Raw genomic sequence first — 14,689 nt, forward strand, 5'->3', positions numbered from 1 at the left:
ACGTTAAGCCGGTCGCCGCGTTAAGCACAATCGAAGGCTTCTTAATCAAGCCTTCAGCATTCCTGTAAGCGACGCCAGGCCGCCCGCCCGGGCACTGAGCCTTGCCGAGACGCACCGCGAAACCCGGCAATTCCCTTGCCGTTTAGACCAATTGAAATTCGCGAATTCAATATGATGAGCGGGACCGCAGGCGCCGTCGGAAAATCCTGCGCACACGGCGGCGCGCCGATGCCCCCGTTCCGTGCGGGGCCCGGACGTCACACCGTCCGGCCCCCGCGCGGTACGGCGTGCAGGTGCCAGAGCAGGAGGGCCGTTCGCCCGCGGTAGCGGCCATCGCTGGAGCGAACGTCGAACCCGAGGAGATCGGAGATCCGGTCGATGCGATAGGCCACGCTGCTGTGATGCATGTGCAGGGCCGCGGCCACCTCGCGCAACGAGCCCTGCCGCCCCAGCTGGTCGAGGATCTTCATGTCGGTGCCTCCGGAGCGGGAGCCGGCGAGTTCGCCGACCGCCCGGACGTCGGGCAGCGCCCTGATCTCCTCGGAGTCGAGATCGGCCAGCGCGATGACGCCGCCCAGGTCCTCGGCGAGAATCCAGTCGGACGGGTCGGCCCGGAGAGCCGCGAAGCGGATTCCCCGGCGGGCCTGCGACCAGGAGCGCCCGCACTGCTCGACCGCCACCTCTGGGCCGACGCAGACCGCGATGCCGTCGGGCGTCGGAGTACGCGGGGCGGGACCCGCGGCGATGAGCACGGCGAGATCGTTCGTCATCGCGGCCGCCACGGTCCGGCCCTTCGTCGCGCCCGCGACGGCGGCCCGGAAGGCGGGCAGGATCTTCTCGACCCGGCCGTCGGCGTGCACCGCGAGGACCCGAACCGGCTGGCCCATCCGGAAGCCGAGAAGGCGCGCCGCCCGGGCCGTCTCGGCCTCGCCCGCGTGATCGTTCAGCAGGGTGTGCAGCAGCTCCGGGTGGGTGAGGCCGGCCTGGGCGTCGTCGCCGTACGAGCGCGAGTACAGCGCCGCCATCGTGAGCGCGAACCGCGCGATGATCAGCTCGTCCCACTCGTGGCCGTCCGCCTCGTCCCGGCGTTCCAGCCAGACGCGCCCGACGGGGCCGTTGTCGACGATGACGTCGCTGATGAGGACGTCCGGCCCCGGGCCCGGCGTGTCGACCGTCCGCCCGGCCGGATCGACGACGTGGACCGCGCCGACCTCGTCGAAGATGACGCCCGCGGTCGTCTCGGCCAGGATCGCGGTGGCCCGGGCGACCGCCTCCGCGTCGGCCCGGTGCGCGAGCAGCTGATCGAAGAACTCGATGACCTGCAGGCCGCGCTCGGCGCTGGAGTCGATGCTCGACAACCGGTTCAACAAGCCTCGCACGGCCCGTACTGTACTCGGCGCCCCTCCTCGGGACTAGCCATCTGGCGGACGGAGCATGGCAGCGGACCGGCGCGATGTGCCATGATCGACGCATGCCGACCGCACCGTCCGATCCGAGCGGTCGGGACGGGGCGGATCCCTCTCTCCGGCCCGGCGGGATGCGGCTCGATCCCGAGCTCGCCGCGATGCAGGTCCTGATGCCCCGCATCGACATCGCCGAGGTGGAGCAGGCCCGGGCGACGGAGGCGATGCTGGTCGCGAACATGCGCTCGTCCGACCGCCGCCACGAGGTGGAGACCACCGATTCGGTCGTCCCGCGGCCCGACGGCACTCACCTGGCCGTCCGGGGTTACCGGCCGAGGACGCGAAGGCGCGGCCCGCTCCCGATGCTGCTGTTCATCCACGGCGGCAGTTTCGTCACCGGAGACCTGGAGACCGAGGACGCCCGGTGCGAGATCTACGCGGCCGAGGCCGAGTGCGTCGTCTTCGCGGTGGACTACCGCCTCGCACCGGAGAACCCTTTTCCGGCGGGTCTCGACGACTGCTCCACCGCCCTGGCCCACCTGCGCGACCGGGCGGACGAGTTCGGCATCGACAACGGTCGCGTCGCCATCGGCGGGCTGAGCGCCGGAGGCGCCCTGGCCAGCGGAACCGCGCTCCGTTGCGGCGAGGACGGAAGGCCGGCCCTCGTTCTGCAGATGCTACTGTTCCCCGTTCTCGACGCCGGTCTCACGACCCACACCGCGCGGCATTACTCGGACACCCCTGTGCTGACGCACGAGACGCTGCTCGACATGTGGCGCCTCTACCTGGGTCCGGAGTGGAGACCGGGCCAGGCGTCCTACCCGGTCCACAGCTCGCCCGCTCACGAGCCGGACCTCTCCCTCTCGCCCCCCACCTACCTCTGCACCGCCGGCCACGACCCGCTGCGGGACGAGGCGCTGGAGCACGCGCAACGCCTCATGCGCGCGGAGGTCCAGGTCGACCTGCGGGTGTACGCCCGCGGGTTCCATTCCTTCGACTCGTTCCACGCGACCCGGCTGGGCCGGTCCGCGATCCGCGACCAGGTCGAGGCGCTCCGGGCCGCCTTCGCCTGACTTAGCCGAATGGCGGAATATCCCGGGCGAACGTCAGCCACTCGTCCGTAGACACCGCCCCGGGGGAAACCTAGCGTTTACGTCACCGTAAACGAACGTCCGATCTCCCGGCGAGACGGGCGCCTTCGGAAGGATCCTGCGCATGGCTGCTCGACGATACTTGCGTTACGCTCTCGGTGCCGCGATCGTCACCACACTTTCCGCAGGTGTCACCGCGTGCAGCAACGCCACCGGTGACACCGCCGCCAAGCCGTCCGCGGGATCGTCGGGCAAGCCGATCAAGTCCATGCTCTTCGTGAACCCGCTGCCCAATTACCCCGCCTGGAAGACGATCGGGCAGTGCATGAAAGCGGAGGCCGAGAAGAACGGCATCGGCTTCTCGCAGGCCGGCCCCAACGGGAACAACATGGACACCAAGCTGATGCTCGACCGGCTTCAGCAGGGCATTTCGAGCAAGGTGGACGCGCTGGTCACCTTCCCGGCCAGCGCCGAGCAGTTCGATCCGATCTTCGCGCAGGCCCGCGCGGCCGGCGCCTACGTCGCGACCGTCGAGGGCGGCCAGACCAAGAACCAGAACCTCAACGCCGGCACGTCCTTCGAGGAGTTCGGGCGGCTCGCCGCCAAGACCGTCGCGGCGAAGGCCGGGCAGCAGAACGTCGCGTTCCTCACGCAGGGCCCGACGGGGCCGGACGCGACCTTCGTCAACGCGTTCAAGGAAGCCGCGAAGCAGTACCCGAACATCAAGATCATCGACACCCGGTACGACGGCGGGGACGTCGTCAAGACGACCGACCTGGCCACCGCGCTGATGACGGCGCACCCCGAGCTCAACCACTTCGTCACCAACGAGGGAGCGGACACCCCCGGGATCACCGCGGCCATCAAGCAGAAGGGCCGGGTGGGCAAGGTCTTCCTCACCACGAACAGCATCTACAGCGGTTCGGTGGAGGGCATGAAGGCGGGGATCGTGTACTCCTTCCTGCTGCAGAACATGTGCGAGATCGGCAAGGCGCCCGTCGACGCGCTGGTCAAGCTGTCCAAGGGCGAAACGGTCCCGCCGAACATTCCGACGCCGATCGACTTCGCCACCGCGTCGACCGTCGATTCCCTCACCAAGAGCGGCGACCTGCAGTAAGGAGTTTCGGTGACCAACGCGGAGACGGCGCGGACCGACGCGCTGACACTGGTGGGCGCGAGCAAGAACTTCGGCCACGTACAGGCCCTGCACGAGGCGGACCTGCGGGTCTCCCCCGGACGCGTGCACGCGATCGTCGGCGACAACGGAGCCGGCAAGTCGACCATGCTGAAGATCCTCTCGGGCCTGCACAAGCCGGACGGCGGCGAGCTGCGGGTCGCGGGGGCGCCCGTTTCCTTCGACAGCCCGGCCGAAGCGCGCGAGCACGGCATCGCGACCGTCTACCAGGACCTCGCGCTCGTCGAATGCCTGGACGTGGCGACGAACCTGCACCTGGGCGACATCCCGAAGAAGAGGTTCTTCGTCGATCGCAGGCGCATGGAGCGCGACGCCGAGCGGGTGCTCGCGGATCTCAACGTGCGGGTCGGCTCGGTGCGGACGCCCGTCGGGATGCTCTCGGGCGGGCAGCGCCAGATCATCGCCATCTCGCGCGCGGTGCGTCTGGAGGAGAGCGAGATCGTGCTGCTGGACGAGCCCACCGCCGCCCTCGGAATCCAGGAGCGAGGCCATGTCGGCGGCATCGTCGAGCGGCTGAAGGCCAAAGGAAAGGCCGTCATCATCATCTGCCACGACCTGGACTTCGTGTTCACCTACTGCGACGAGATCACCGTGATGCGCCTCGGCCGGACCGTCGCTCATCTCGACGCCGCGGCGACGGACCGCGACGAGGTCATCGGATACATCACCGGCGCTCGCCAAGGGACCACGGCATGACCGTCAACGGAAACACGTCCACGGCGACGGCGCCGGGAGCGACCGACACGCCGATCATCAGGCTCGGGCTCGGCCGGCGGCTGCTGGCCCGGCAGGAGCTGACGCTGATCGCCGTCCTGATCCTGGTCGGCGTTCTCGCCACGCTGCGCAACCCCTCCTTCGGCGAGTCGGACAACCTCCTCCAGGTCGTCCGCGCCGCGGTCGTGACCTTCATCGTGGCGTGCCCGCTCACGCTCGTGACCATCGGCGGGGGCTTCGACTTCTCCGTGGGCTCGGTCTTCACGCTCGGCGGGGTCTCGGCGGCGTACTTCATGACCCACGGTGTCATCTGGCCGCTGGCGATCCTCATCGCCCTCGCGGTCGGCGCGGCGGTCGGAGCGCTGAACGCGGTCGTCATCGACCGCCTCAAGGTGCCGCCGATCATCACGACGCTCGGCACCTTCTACGTCATGGGCGGCGTGGTCATCCTCTTCACCCATGGAATCGACATCGCACCGCTCCCGCTGCAGTTCGATTCACTGGGCACCGGTTCGACCCTCGGCCTGCCGAACGTCATCATCGCGGGGATCCTGGTGGGCATCGCTTACCACCTCGTCCTCGAACGCACCCGGTACGGATACAACGTGCGATCCCTCGGAGGCAACCGGCTGGCGGCCACGGAGAACGGCATTCCGGTCCGGCGTCTCGACGCGTGGCTCTATATCGGGGCCGGTGCTCTCGCCGCTTTCGCGGGCATCGTCTACGCCGCCCGCACCGGCAGCGGGCAGGTCGGCGCGGGCGGAGCGTCGGTGACCCTGACCGCGATCAGCGCCGTGCTCATCGGCGGCACCAGCCTGTTCGGCGGCATCGGGACGATCACCGGTACCGCCCTCGGCGCGATCCTGTTCGCGGAGATCGACAACGCGCTCGCCGTCGCGGGAATCGACGCGCTCTACTCCAACATGATCATCGGCAGCATCCTGATCTTCGCCGTCGCCGCCGACAGCATAAGGCGCGGGCGGATGTTCTCCCTCAAGCGCTGATCCCGCCCCCCGTCTCCCGTCCGGCGCCGATGCGCGCCGGCACATCCGCCGCGCGCGGTAGTGAAAGTGGTTCCCTTCATGCATCCATCCCTGGACCCCGCCGTCCGGCACCTGATCGCCGAGCTGGACGCGCTCGGCGAACCCGGCGCCGAGGGCCTCGACGACCTGACGCCGGAACAGGCCCGCGCCTGGTACACCGTCCTGCGCCGGATCCTCGGCGGGGAGAGGACGGCCCCCGAGGTGGCGTCCGTCCACGACGCGCAGGTGCTCGACGGCGCGCACGCCGTCCCCGTCCGCGTCTACGACACCGAAGAATCGATCATGATGCCCGACCGGGTGGTGCTCTGCGTCCACGGCGGCGGCTGGGTCGTCGGCGACCTGGACGGCGCCGACCACCTGGCCCGAAGCGCCGCCCGGCGGCTGCGCGCACGGGTGGTCTCCGTCGACTACCGGCTCGCACCGGAGCACGTCTTCCCGGCCGCGTACGACGACTGCGCCGCCGTGCTCGCCGAACTGAGCCGGACGCATCCCGAGGCCCGGATCGCGGGCGTCGGGGACAGCGCGGGGGCGAACCTGGTGGGCGCGCTCGCCGCCGCGAGCCGGCACCGCGACGATCTGCGGGTCGACGCCCAGCTGCTCCTCTACCCGGCTCTGGACCCGTCGATGGCGAGCGATTCGATGAGTCGGATGGCGGAAGGCTACATCCTCACCAAGGCGGACATGGCGTACTACTGGTCCTGCTATCTCCGCGATCCCGCGCATGCGTCCGACCCCCGGGCCACGCCGGCGGCACTGGCGGATCTCGCCGGAATGCCCCCGACCGTCCTGGTCACGGCGGGCTTCGACCCCCTTCACGACGAAGGGATGGCCTACGCGCGCAGGCTCGTCGCGGCGGACGTCGCGACGGCCTACCTGCCGTTTCCCTCGCTCGTGCACGGCTTCGCCGATATGGCCGGCAGGGTCCCCGCCGCGCTCGACGCGCTCGACAACGCTCTGGCCGCACTCGATCTGTACTTCGGGGCCGCGACGCCGCAGCGACGGCTCGGCCCGGCATCCAGCGAGGTCTCCCCCATATGACACCGATTCCCTCCAGAGGCAGCGGCGCCGCGTCCGGCGCGGGCGCACGGACCACGGCGCCCGGCGATGACCACGATGAGACGACGCGGCGTCCCCCGGCCGTGGTCGTCATCGGCGAGTCGGTCATGGACGTGATCGGCGACCCCGCCGGGAACGGCTCGATGACGCCGGGCGGCTCCCCTCTCAACGTCGCCGTCGCGCTCGGACGGCTCGACGTCCCGGTCCAGTTCCTGACGGCGCTCGGGTCGGACGCCTACGGGGACCGGATCCTCGCCCACCTCCACGACGCGGGGGCCGACGTCGTATCCGCGGGACCGGTCGGAGCCGACACACCGGTGGCCACCGCGAAACTGGCCGCCGACGGCTCGGCGCACTACGACCTGGAGTTCACGTGGGACCTCCGCCCGGACGTCCCGGTCGGCGAGGCCGGTCTCCTGCACGCCGGCTCGCTGGCGCTCTTCCTGCACCCCGGCGCCGGCCGGGTCGCGGAGATCCTGGCGGCCGCACGGCGGCGCGGGGCCGTGGTGAGCATCGACCCGAACGTCCGGCCCTCGCTGCTGCCCCCGCCGCGAGAGGTGCGGAGGCTTTTCGAGGACCTCTGCGCCCACGCCGACATCGTGAAGCTCAGCGACGAGGACGCGTCCTGGCTCTACCCCGACCTCGCCCCGGGGGACCTGGTCGGGAAGCTGCTGGGGCTCGGCGCAGCCCTCGTCGGGCTGACCACCGGGGCCGGCGGCTCCCTGCTGGCGTCCGGCGACCACCGGGTTCGCGTCCCCGCGACCCCCGCGCGGGTGGTCGACACGATCGGCGCCGGTGACGCCTACATGGCGGGCCTGCTCTACGAGATCGTCGAGCGGGACCTCGCGCGATCACTGCGCCGCCCCGGCGGGCTTCCCGACGACACGTTGCGGTCCATCGGCTCGTTCGCCGCCCGGATCGCCGGGGTGACGGTGACACGCCGCGGCGCGGACCCGCCGCGCCTGTCCCACCTCGGGTCCGGAGTCCCCCGCCCCGACGCGCCCGCCTCGACGAACCAGGAGGCCAGATGAAGCTCACCCCCGCCAACCTTCCCGCCATCGCGGCGCGCGTCCCAGTGCCCCGCTACGACCGGTCGAGGCTTCGCCCCGGGATCGTCCACATCGGGGTGGGAGGGTTCCATCGCGCGCATCAGGCCATGTACGTCGACGCCCTGTTCAACGAGTCCGGCGAGAGCCCCTTCGGCATCATCGGTGTGGGCGTCCGTCCCGAGGACGAACCGATGCGCGACGCGCTGCGCGAGCAGTCCACCTTGTACACGCTGGTGGAGAAGGGGGCGGACGGCCCTCACCGCCCCCGGGTCATCGGGTCGATGATCGACTACCGGTTCGCGCCCGACGCCCCCGAAGCGGTGCTCTCGGCCCTCACCGATCCCGCCGTCCGGATCGTCTCGTTGACGATCACCGAAGGCGGGTACCACGTGAACCAGACCACGGGCGCGTTCGAAGCCGACGCGGCCGTTCTCGCCGAGGCGCGCGACGGCGCGCGGCCGACCTCGGCGTTCGGGTTCCTGACCGAGGCCCTCGCACGGCGGCGCGCGGCCGGCACCGCGCCGTTCACCGTCATGTCGTGCGACAACGTCCCGCAGAACGGCCGGATCGCGCGGCGGACGCTCAGCGCCTTCGCCCGCCTCAGGGACGAGCGGCTCGGCGAGTGGATCGACCGGGAGGTCGGCTTCCCCAATTCGATGGTCGACCGCATCACCCCCGTCACCTCCGACCTCGACCGCCGGCGGCTCCTCGACGAGTTCGGCGTCGAGGACTCCTGGCCCGTCGTATGCGAACCGTTCTCCCAGTGGGTCGTCGAAGACCGCTTCCCCTCCGGCCGGCCCGCGCTCGAACGCGTCGGCGTCCGGTTCGTCGATGACGTCGAGCCGTACGAGTCGATGAAGCTTCGCCTGCTCAACGCCGGTCACCAGGCGCTCTGCCATCTCGGCTACCTGGCCGGGTACCGGTTCGCGCACGAGGTCTGCCGCGACCCCTCGTTCGTCCGGTTCCTCAGCGCCTACATGGAGGAGGAAGCGACCCCGACGCTGGAGCCGGTCCCCGGCGTGGACCTGCCCGCGTACAGGAGGCAGCTCATCGAACGCTTCTCCAACCCGGAGATCAGCGACACTCTGGCCCGGCTGTGCACCGACGCCTCCGACCGCATCCCCAAATTCCTCCTGCCCGTCGTCCACGACCGCCTCGCGGCGGGGAAGGACGTCCGGCGGTCGGCTCTGGTGGTCGCGGGCTGGGCCAGGTACGTGCAGGGAGTCGACGAGCAGGGCCGGCGGATCGACGTGGTCGACCGGCGCCGTGGCGACCTGGCGGCCCGAGCGGCGCGCCAGCTCACCGACCCCCTGGCCTTCCTCGACGACGAGACCCTCTTCGGCGACCTCCGTTCCCGACCCGCCTTCGTCGAGCCCTTCACCAGGGCTCTCGACAGCCTCCACAGCATCGGCGCACGAGCCACCGTCGAGAAGTGGGAGAGCCGCACCTGACGGCGCCCCCCAACTCGCCGTCGACCGGGCGGGGGACGGTCGGCGCCGGGCGTGGATCCTTTGGCTGGATGTGGCCTTTTTTGTGCGGGTTTTCGAGCCGGGGGCCTGGCAATTTCAGGAGTTATCGGGGCGAATTCCTGATCATTTTAACGTGCCGTGAAGTCGACGCCCGCCGTGTATGGATTTCGATTACCTTCCGTGGTCTCATTAATGGGCGGCCACGCTCCTCGGCGGGTCCGTGGCCTTGCGAAGGACGAGCTTGTCCGCGAGGCCGGTTCACATGGATCCGCACATGGGGGCAGGTGTGTCGAACGTGGCGCCGGTGGCACCGTCGGCCCTAAATGGCCTTTCCGCCGGAATCGCGACCACCGGCGGGCAATGGCTGCGCGAGACCTATGCGCTGACCGACACCGAAATGGGCATCACCGCTCTGGCACTGGAGCCGGAGATCACCGGGCGGCCCTGGCCGGCCGTCGCCGACGCGCTGGCGGCGGTGCCCGGAGCGGAAAGGCGGCATTTCCAGGGCGACGCCCCATTGATCTCCGAGCGGATCGTCGCGCTGCTGGGCGAGGGGCCGTTGATCACCCGCCGGATGGCGCTCGACGAGCAGATCATCGACGTCCTGCTCGGGCAGCACGGGCTGGACCGGCGCCTCGTCCCTTCCTGCGCGCTGACCGCGCCCCCGCCGGACCTGTGGGCGGAGGTGCCGCTGCCCGACGACGCTCGGGCCGGGCTGCTCGCCGCCGTCCGGGCCGCCTCACCCGGCCGGCTCCGCCTGCACTTCCGCGGTCCACCGGGATCCGGCCGGCGGACCACTGCCCGCGCCCTCGCCGGGCGGCTCGGCATGCCGCTGCTGGCCATCGAGACGAATCCCGGCCCCGACCTGATGTTCCACGTACTGCGCGAGGCGGCCCTGCACGGTGCGCTGCTCTACGGCCCGGACGACCTGGCGTCCGAGATCCGCGACCACCCGGGCATCGCCGTGCTGGCGGGCGACGGTCCCGCGATGCCGGACGGGGCGGTCGAGGTCTCCTTCTCCCGCCCGTGCTACGAGGTCCGGCGCCGCGTCTGGACAGCCCGCCTGACCGCCGCCGGCATCAGCGCGGAACCGGCCGCCGAGCTCGCGGCCCGCTTCCGGTTCGGCCCCGGCCGGATCGGCGGAGCCGTCGCAGCGGCCGCCGCGGCCCGGGGCGCCGGGGGCGCCGGCCCCGGACGCGAGGAGCTGTTCGCCGCGGCGCGCGCCCAGACCGGCCGCGAGCTGGCCGCCCTCGCCCGCAGGATCGAGCCGCTGCACACCTGGGACGACCTGGTCCTGCCGCCCGGCGAGCTGGACCAGCTCCGCGAGCTGTGCACGCAGGTGACCGCGCGGCGAACGGTCTGGCACGACTGGGGCTTCGCGGCCGGGACCGCCCGGGGGCGCGGCGTCACGGCGCTGTTCACCGGCCCGCCCGGCACCGGCAAGACGACGGCCGCCGAGGTCGTCGCCGGGGAGCTCGGCCTCGACCTGTACGCGGTCGACCTGGCGGCGGTGGTCAGCAAGTACATCGGCGAGACCGAGAAGAACCTGGAGAAGGTCTTCACCGCGGCGGGCGAGACCGACGCGGTGCTGCTGTTCGACGAGGCCGACTCGCTGTTCGCCAGGCGCGGCGACGTCCGCGACGCGCGCGACCGCTACGCCAACATCGAGACGTCCTACCTGCTGCAGCGGATGGAGCACTACGACGGGATCGCGCTGCTGGCCACCAACCTGCGCCGCCACCTCGACCCGGCCTTCACCAGGCGGCTGCGGTTCATCGTCGAGTTCCCCGTTCCCGGCGGGCCGGAGCGCCGCCTCATCTGGGACCGCTGCCTGCCCGGGCGGGCTCCGCGCGGCGACGACCTCGATCTGGCCGAGCTGGCGGCGCGGTTCCCGCTCACCGGCGGCGAGATCCGCGGCGTCGTGCTGCGCGCCGCGTTCCGCGCCGCGGCGGCGGGCAGGCCGATCGGGCAGGGCGACGTGCTGGAGGCGATCCGCCGCGAGCACCGCAAGACCGGCCGGTTCGCCCCCGGGTCGGAGGGCTGATGTTCCAGGACCTCGACCAGACCCTCGCCAAGCTCGTCCAGGACGCCGCCGCCCCCGAGGCGCTGCGGGCCGCGCAGGTCGCCTTCGACACCCCCGACCGGGACTACCGCCCGGACCAGACCACGCTGGACCTGTTCCTGCACGAGATCGCCGAGAACCGGCCGCTGCGCGACGAGGCCCGGGTGATGGAGCGCACCGGCGACTCCGTCACGAGCCGGCCGCCCCCGCTCCGGCTCGACTGCGGCTACCTGGTGACCGCCTGGTCCCATCAGACGGCCGGGCTGCGGGCCGCCGAGGAGCACGCGCTGCTCGGCGCCGCCCTGGTCTGGCTGGCCCGCTTCCCCACCGTCCCGGACCGCTTCCTGCAGGGAACGATGGCGGCGCAGCCCTACCCGGTCCCGGTGACCGTCGCGCGGACCGGGGAGGGGCGGGCGATGGGCCATTTCTGGAGCGCGCTCGGCATCGCGCCGCGGCCCGCGTTCGGGCTGACGCTGACGGTCGCCGCCGAGCCCTTCGACCAGACCGCCACCAGCCCGATCGTCAAGGACGTGCTGCTCAAGCCCGTCCTGAAGGCATGAGCCGCGGGCACGACCGCTTCGAGCGACAGGAGAGACGATGGCCTACGACACCATGGCCCCCGGCGTCTACGTCAAGGAGATCACCCAGGCCGGGCCGATCGCCGGGGTGAGCAGCACGGTCACGGCGTTCCTGGGGACGCCCGCGACGCTCCCGCCCGCCTCCGAGACCGGCGTGCCGTTCCCGGTCACCACGTGGACCGCGTACGTCGCGAAGTACGGCGCCTACAAGGCGGGCCTGTCCCTGCCGTACGCGGTGAAGGGCTTCTTCGACAACGGCGGCGGCTTCGCCTACATCGTCCCGATCGCGGACCCGACGGGGATCGACCCCGCGCTCGGCCGCCTCACCCGCTACCCCGACGTCAGCATGGTCTGCCTGCCCGGGACGGTCACGGTGGCGTCGCAGGCGAAGGTGCTCGGCCACTGCGACGCGATGGGCGACCGGTTCGCGATCCTCGACGGCGTCCAGGACCCGAACCCGGTGAACCCGCAGAGCCCGCTGCTGACGCAGCGGGCCGGCCTCGACTCCGCGAGCGGCCTCGGCGCCCTGTACTGGCCGTGGCTGGTCATCGCCGACCCCGCCACGCCGGACGCGCGGCTCACCGTTCCGCCGTCCGGGCACGTCGCGGGCATCATGGCGCGCTGCGACGACTCCGTCGGCGTGCACCGGGCCCCGGCCAACGAGGCCGTCCGCGGCGCCCTCGACCTGGACTACCAGCTCAACGACACCGAGCACGGGCAGCTCAACCACGCCGGCGTCAACGCGATCCGGCGGTTCCCCGGCGGCCCGCCGCTGGTCTGGGGCGCTCGCACCCTCACCACCAGCACCAACTGGCAGTACGTGAACGTCCGGCGGCTGGTCTGCTACCTGGAGGACTCGATCAAGCAGGGCGTCCGCTGGGCGGTGTTCCAGCCGAACAACCTCGCCCTGTGGCGGGGGCTGGAACGCACGATCACCGAGTTCCTCACCCGGATCTGGCAGGCGGGGGCGCTGTTCGGGGCCACCGCCAAGGAGGCGTTCTACGTCTCGATCACCGAGGAGCTCAACCCGCCCGACGTCCGGGCCAGGGGCGAGGTGGTCATCGAGATCGGGCTGGCTCCGAGCCGTCCCGCCGAGTTCGTCGAACTGCGCATCGGCCTGTGGGACGGCGGCGCGTCCATCAGCGAGCGTTAAGGAGCAGCAGTGCCCACCACCGGACAGCGGGTCGACCCGTACCGCAACTTCAACTTCCTGGTCGAGCTGGAAGGCATCGCCCAGGCGAGCTTCGTCGAGTGCGGCGGCCTCGGCTCCACCACCGAGGTCATCGAGAACCGGCAGGGCGGGGACAACACCACGTCCTACAAGCTGCCGGGCCGCACCAGCTACTCCGACATCTCGCTGAAGTGGGGCCTGACGGCGTCCACTGAGCTGTGGGACTGGCGGCAGCAGATCGTGATCGGCGCGATCGTCCGCAAGAACGGCTCGATCGTGGTGTTCGACCTGGACAACAGCACCGAGGTGGCCAGGTGGAACTTCGTCAACGCCTGGCCCTCCAAGTGGGAGAGCTCGGCGTTCACCGCCAAGGGCAGCGACATCTCCATCGACACGCTGGTGCTCGCGCACGAGGGGCTGACCCGGGTATGAGCGCGCTGGCCACCGAGATCGAGTTCGAGCTGCCCAAGGGCTACGTGGACGCGGACGGCACCCTGCACCGCGCCGGTGTGATGCGGCTCGCGACGGCGGCCGACGAGATCTACCCGCTGAAGGACCCGCGGGTCCGCAACTGGCCCGCCTACCTGGTCGTGCTGCTGCTGTCGCGGGTGGTCACCCGGCTCGGCGGGCTGCCCGAGATCAACCCCGGGGTGATCGAGGGCCTGTTCTCCGAGGACCTCGCCTACCTGCAGGACCTCTACAACCGCGTCAACGGGCTGGCGCCCGGCACCGCCGCCGTCGAGTGCCCGCACTGCGGGCGGGGCCACGAGGTGGAGGTGCCGCCGCTGGGGGGATGACCGGCTACCCCCTGGACCGGGTCCATCAGGAGGTGGCCTTCCTCGCACGGCACGCGCACTGGACCCTCACCGAAGTCCTGGACCTCGACCACGCGGCCCGCCGCCGCTGGGTGACCGAGGTCCTCGACCAGATCGCCCGGGAGGCGGGATGACGACGCTCGGAGAACGGCTCCAGGAGGCCGGCCGGCACCTGGCGGCGCGCCATGTGCCGGAGTTCCCGTGGACGGCGGCGCTGGACCCGGTGCTGGCCAGGGCGGCGCGGAACGCCGCACCGCTCGCGGGCCGGTTCGACCGCGTCGAGCGGCCGCCCGACGGGCCGGCGCGCCCGCCGGACCCACCACCGAGGTCCCGGCCGGGCACCGGTCCCGGCCTGCCGGCGCCCGGGGCGGCGGACGCGTCGCCGGGCGGCGCGCCGCAGGCCGCGGGGGCGGAGCCGGAGGTGCCGCTCCCCCGGGACGTCCGGGTCAGGCTCCGCGACGTGGCGGGCCCGGGAGCCGAGGTCCTGCGCCCGCACGCAGGGCCGGCCGCCGACGCGGTCGCGCGCGGCCATCGGGCCGACGCGGTGGCGCTGGGCGCCAACGTCTACTTCCGGGACGGCCGCTACCGCCCCGACGAGCCTGCGGGGTTCGGCCTGCTTGCCCACGAGGCGGCGCACGTCACGCAGACCCGCTTCCCGGGCCTGGGCGGCGAGGGCCGTCCGGGTGCGGAGGCCGGGCACGCCGCCGAAGCCCACGCGCTGGCCGTGGAATCAACGGCCCGCCTGAGCCTCCCGGTGCCGGAGGCGTGGCCCGGCGTCGTCGCGTCCGGCCGTCCGGCGGACTGGCCCACCGAGGCGGGACTCGCGCCCGTCCCGGCGACGGACGCGCCGGGCCCTTCGCCCGGAGGTGCCGGCCCTCCCCCGGCCGAGATGGCGGGCGGGCCGCCACCGGCCCCGCTCGCGGCCGCGATCGACAGGGACACCGCCGCGCCGGCGGCCCCCGTGGACGTGGAGCGGCTGCGCCGCGAGGTCGTCGCGGACCTGATGCGGCAGGTGCGGGCCGAGTTCGAGCGGGGAGGCTGAG

General features: G+C 71.9%; 15 protein-coding genes. 14 read left to right on the plus strand and 1 reads right to left on the minus strand.

Annotated features, from left to right (window positions below; genetic code table 11):
• Positions 1–257: 257 nt before the first annotated feature.
• Positions 258–1,379 carry a PucR family transcriptional regulator gene (locus ABT299_RS00315; RefSeq protein ID WP_500249240.1) on the minus strand — a complete coding sequence of 374 codons (1,122 nt, stop codon included), beginning with the start codon at positions 1,377–1,379 and terminating at the stop codon, positions 258–260.
• A 92-nt stretch (positions 1,380–1,471) separates the two neighbouring features.
• On the opposite strand from ABT299_RS00315, the gene ABT299_RS00320 reads away from it, so the two are divergent.
• From ABT299_RS00320 to ABT299_RS00385, 14 genes are all read left to right on the plus strand, one after another.
• Positions 1,472–2,476, plus strand: a complete 1,005-nt coding sequence (locus ABT299_RS00320; protein WP_500249241.1) for an alpha/beta hydrolase — start codon at positions 1,472–1,474, stop codon at positions 2,474–2,476.
• 142 nt (positions 2,477–2,618) lie between these two features.
• Positions 2,619–3,611: a sugar ABC transporter substrate-binding protein gene (locus ABT299_RS00325; RefSeq protein WP_500249242.1), complete on the plus strand. Its 993-nt coding sequence runs from the start codon at positions 2,619–2,621 to the stop codon at positions 3,609–3,611.
• A 9-nt stretch (positions 3,612–3,620) separates the two neighbouring features.
• Positions 3,621–4,385, plus strand: a complete 765-nt coding sequence (locus ABT299_RS00330; protein ID WP_190851960.1) for an ATP-binding cassette domain-containing protein — start codon at positions 3,621–3,623, stop codon at positions 4,383–4,385.
• Positions 4,382–5,407 (plus strand): ABC transporter permease, encoded by a 1,026-nt coding sequence (locus ABT299_RS00335; RefSeq protein ID WP_387020416.1) that lies wholly within the window; start codon positions 4,382–4,384, stop codon positions 5,405–5,407. Before ABT299_RS00330 ends, ABT299_RS00335 begins: the two co-directional genes overlap by 4 nt.
• A 78-nt stretch (positions 5,408–5,485) precedes the next feature.
• A complete protein-coding gene (locus ABT299_RS00340; RefSeq protein WP_387020413.1) occupies positions 5,486–6,484 on the plus strand; it encodes an alpha/beta hydrolase in 999 nt (332 codons plus the stop codon).
• Complete coding sequence (locus ABT299_RS00345) at positions 6,481–7,533, plus strand: carbohydrate kinase family protein (RefSeq protein WP_500249243.1); 1,053 nt, start codon at positions 6,481–6,483, stop codon at positions 7,531–7,533. Before ABT299_RS00340 ends, ABT299_RS00345 begins: the two co-directional genes overlap by 4 nt.
• On the plus strand, positions 7,530–9,002 hold the full coding sequence (locus ABT299_RS00350; protein WP_500249244.1) for a mannitol dehydrogenase family protein: 1,473 nt from the start codon (positions 7,530–7,532) through the stop codon (positions 9,000–9,002). Before ABT299_RS00345 ends, ABT299_RS00350 begins: the two co-directional genes overlap by 4 nt.
• A gap of 292 nt (positions 9,003–9,294) precedes the next feature.
• Positions 9,295–11,064: an AAA family ATPase gene (locus ABT299_RS00355; RefSeq protein WP_500249245.1), complete on the plus strand. Its 1,770-nt coding sequence runs from the start codon at positions 9,295–9,297 to the stop codon at positions 11,062–11,064.
• Positions 11,064–11,642: a Pvc16 family protein gene (locus ABT299_RS00360; protein WP_500249246.1), complete on the plus strand. Its 579-nt coding sequence runs from the start codon at positions 11,064–11,066 to the stop codon at positions 11,640–11,642. The genes ABT299_RS00355 and ABT299_RS00360 overlap by 1 nt, the downstream gene beginning before the upstream one ends.
• A 37-nt stretch (positions 11,643–11,679) precedes the next feature.
• On the plus strand, positions 11,680–12,813 hold the full coding sequence (locus tag ABT299_RS00365) for a phage tail sheath family protein (protein WP_500249247.1): 1,134 nt from the start codon (positions 11,680–11,682) through the stop codon (positions 12,811–12,813).
• Between the two features lie 9 nt (positions 12,814–12,822).
• Positions 12,823–13,263, plus strand: a complete 441-nt coding sequence (locus ABT299_RS00370) for a phage tail protein (RefSeq protein ID WP_190851943.1) — start codon at positions 12,823–12,825, stop codon at positions 13,261–13,263.
• On the plus strand, positions 13,260–13,628 hold the full coding sequence (locus ABT299_RS00375) for a phage tail assembly protein (protein WP_190851941.1): 369 nt from the start codon (positions 13,260–13,262) through the stop codon (positions 13,626–13,628). Before ABT299_RS00370 ends, ABT299_RS00375 begins: the two co-directional genes overlap by 4 nt.
• Positions 13,625–13,780 (plus strand): DUF6760 family protein, encoded by a 156-nt coding sequence (locus ABT299_RS00380; RefSeq protein WP_387020397.1) that lies wholly within the window; start codon positions 13,625–13,627, stop codon positions 13,778–13,780. Before ABT299_RS00375 ends, ABT299_RS00380 begins: the two co-directional genes overlap by 4 nt.
• Positions 13,777–14,688 carry an eCIS core domain-containing protein gene (locus ABT299_RS00385; protein ID WP_500249248.1) on the plus strand — a complete coding sequence of 304 codons (912 nt, stop codon included), beginning with the start codon at positions 13,777–13,779 and terminating at the stop codon, positions 14,686–14,688. The genes ABT299_RS00380 and ABT299_RS00385 overlap by 4 nt, the downstream gene beginning before the upstream one ends.
• Position 14,689 lies beyond the last annotated feature (1 nt).

The organism is Spirillospora sp. NPDC000708, from assembly GCF_040299565.1.
Classification (GTDB): domain Bacteria; phylum Actinomycetota; class Actinomycetes; order Streptosporangiales; family Streptosporangiaceae; genus Spirillospora.

What these genes read in the sequence shown, in the direction of transcription:
- ABT299_RS00320 (WP_500249241.1), top strand. Translation starts at nt 1,472, where the DNA reads ATGCCGACCGCACCGTCCGATCCGAGCGGTCGGGACGGGGCGGATCCC.
- ABT299_RS00325 (WP_500249242.1), top strand. Translation starts at nt 2,619, where the DNA reads ATGGCTGCTCGACGATACTTGCGTTACGCTCTCGGTGCCGCGATCGTC.
- ABT299_RS00335 (WP_387020416.1), top strand. Translation starts at nt 4,382, where the DNA reads ATGACCGTCAACGGAAACACGTCCACGGCGACGGCGCCGGGAGCGACC.
- ABT299_RS00340 (WP_387020413.1), top strand. Translation starts at nt 5,486, where the DNA reads ATGCATCCATCCCTGGACCCCGCCGTCCGGCACCTGATCGCCGAGCTG.
- ABT299_RS00345 (WP_500249243.1), top strand. Translation starts at nt 6,481, where the DNA reads ATGACACCGATTCCCTCCAGAGGCAGCGGCGCCGCGTCCGGCGCGGGC.
- ABT299_RS00350 (WP_500249244.1), top strand. Translation starts at nt 7,530, where the DNA reads ATGAAGCTCACCCCCGCCAACCTTCCCGCCATCGCGGCGCGCGTCCCA.
- ABT299_RS00355 (WP_500249245.1), top strand. Translation starts at nt 9,295, where the DNA reads ATGGGGGCAGGTGTGTCGAACGTGGCGCCGGTGGCACCGTCGGCCCTA.
- ABT299_RS00360 (WP_500249246.1), top strand. Translation starts at nt 11,064, where the DNA reads ATGTTCCAGGACCTCGACCAGACCCTCGCCAAGCTCGTCCAGGACGCC.
- ABT299_RS00365 (WP_500249247.1), top strand. Translation starts at nt 11,680, where the DNA reads ATGGCCTACGACACCATGGCCCCCGGCGTCTACGTCAAGGAGATCACC.
- ABT299_RS00375 (WP_190851941.1), top strand. Translation starts at nt 13,260, where the DNA reads ATGAGCGCGCTGGCCACCGAGATCGAGTTCGAGCTGCCCAAGGGCTAC.
- ABT299_RS00380 (WP_387020397.1), top strand. Translation starts at nt 13,625, where the DNA reads ATGACCGGCTACCCCCTGGACCGGGTCCATCAGGAGGTGGCCTTCCTC.
- ABT299_RS00385 (WP_500249248.1), top strand. Translation starts at nt 13,777, where the DNA reads ATGACGACGCTCGGAGAACGGCTCCAGGAGGCCGGCCGGCACCTGGCG.